2 protein-coding genes are annotated in these 1635 nt (G+C 74.9%); both read right to left on the bottom strand.

Going from position 1 to position 1635, the window contains the following annotated elements:
• On the bottom strand, positions 1-1331 hold a 1331-nt coding region (locus tag AC08OP_RS03270), incomplete at its 3' end, for an MMPL family transporter (protein ID WP_476612833.1).
• A gap of 43 nt (positions 1332-1374) precedes the next feature.
• On the bottom strand, positions 1375-1635 hold a 261-nt coding region (locus tag AC08OP_RS03275), incomplete at its 5' end, for a hypothetical protein (RefSeq protein WP_476612834.1).

Genomic DNA, 1635 nt, shown 5'->3' on the forward strand with positions numbered 1-1635 from the left:
GGTTCGGCTGGTTCGGCTGGTTCGGCTGGTTCGGCTGGTGCCGCTGGTGCCGCCGCGGCGCCGTCCGGCCGTTCCCCGTCCCCGCGCCGCTCCCGCCGCCAGCGCCGCGACGGGCGGGCGATCACCCGATCGCCGAGGGCCGCGAGCAGGACGGGCACCACGAGGACGGCCGACAATCCGGCGAGCGCGGTGGCCGCCATGCCGGCGTACGCCATCGACCGGAGGAACGGCAGCGGGAAGAGAGCGAGCCCGATGAGGGCGATGGCGACGGTGGCGGCCGAGAAGACGACCGTCCGGCCCGCCGCCCGGATCGTGCGGGCAAGCGCCGCATCCCGCCTGCCGCGGTCTGCTAGCCCCGTCTGCCCCGTCGGCGCTGTCCGTTCCGTCGGCGGCACGGTCGGCTCGCCGGCCAGTTCTTCGCGGTACCGGGCGATCAGCAGCAATGAGTAGTCGATCGAGAGCCCGAGACCGAGACCCACCGTGATGTTGGTGGTGAAGGTCGACATCGAGGTAACGGCGGCGAGCAGTCCGACGACGTTGATCGCCGCGAACACCGCGACCCCGCCGGCGACGACGGGAACGAACGCGAGCCGGATGCGCCGCAGGTAGACGACCAGCAGCAGCAGGAGCACGGGGAAGGCGACCAGTTCCGCGCGGGCGAGATCCGACGTGCTGCGCTTGCTCGTCTCAGCGCCGACCACGTCCGAACCGGTCACCCCGACCGTCACCGGTCCGTCGGCGCGGGCGGAGCCGGCGGGGGCTGCGGGGACGCGCAACGTGTCGGCGAGCTGGTGGGCGAGGTCCTCGCGGTCGGCGTCGTCGCCGGCGAGGCTCGCGAGCATCAAGCCGTAGCGCCCGTCGGTGGACCGCAGCGAGGTGGCACCGGTGTCCCAGTAGGAGACGACCGAGACGACCCCGGGCGTGCCGGCCAGCCGCGCGCGCAACGCCCCGGCCGCGTCGGTGACGGCGGTGTCGTCCACCCTGCCGTCGACGGCCCCGACGACCAGGACGACGCCGGTGGGCGCGACACCGAAACGCTCGGCGAGCACCGCCGCGGCGCGTCTCGATTCGGCGTTCGGCGGGGTGTCGCCGCTCCCGGCCAGGGTACCGCCGACGGCTATCCGCAGCGCCGTCAGGCACACCAGGACGATCAGGACGGCGAGAGCCACCACCCGGCGCCGGGCGACCAGCCGGGCGGCCGGCCCACCCCCGGCCTGGGGCGGAGCCGGGACTTGTCGGTGTCCGCGGTGTCCGCGGTGTCCGCGGCGCCCGGTGTCCGGGTCGCGAGGATGCGGGGGTCCGGGGATCCGGACCGACGGGGTCGAAGTCAAGGTCACCTCACCTTAGCGGGGGCCGGACGCGCAACGGGCCCACCTACGGGTCCGGCACCCCGCCGTGCCCGGCGAGCCACCGTGTCCGCGAGCCGCGCATCGTCCGGCCTGGTCGATCCGAGTACGCCAGCTCCCGCCGTCCATGCCATCGGGCCGCCGGGCACGACCGGTGGGCACCTCGGCCGATGCCCACCCCGTTCGCCGGTCTGATGCGGACCTGGACCGTGGTACAAGGCGGGAGCGCGGTGCCGCGTCGTACCGTCGGAGGGCGATGCGTGACGGTGTGGCCGGCCCGGATGCCGGC

It is taken from the genome of Frankia sp. CeRuru1 (assembly GCF_977966315.1).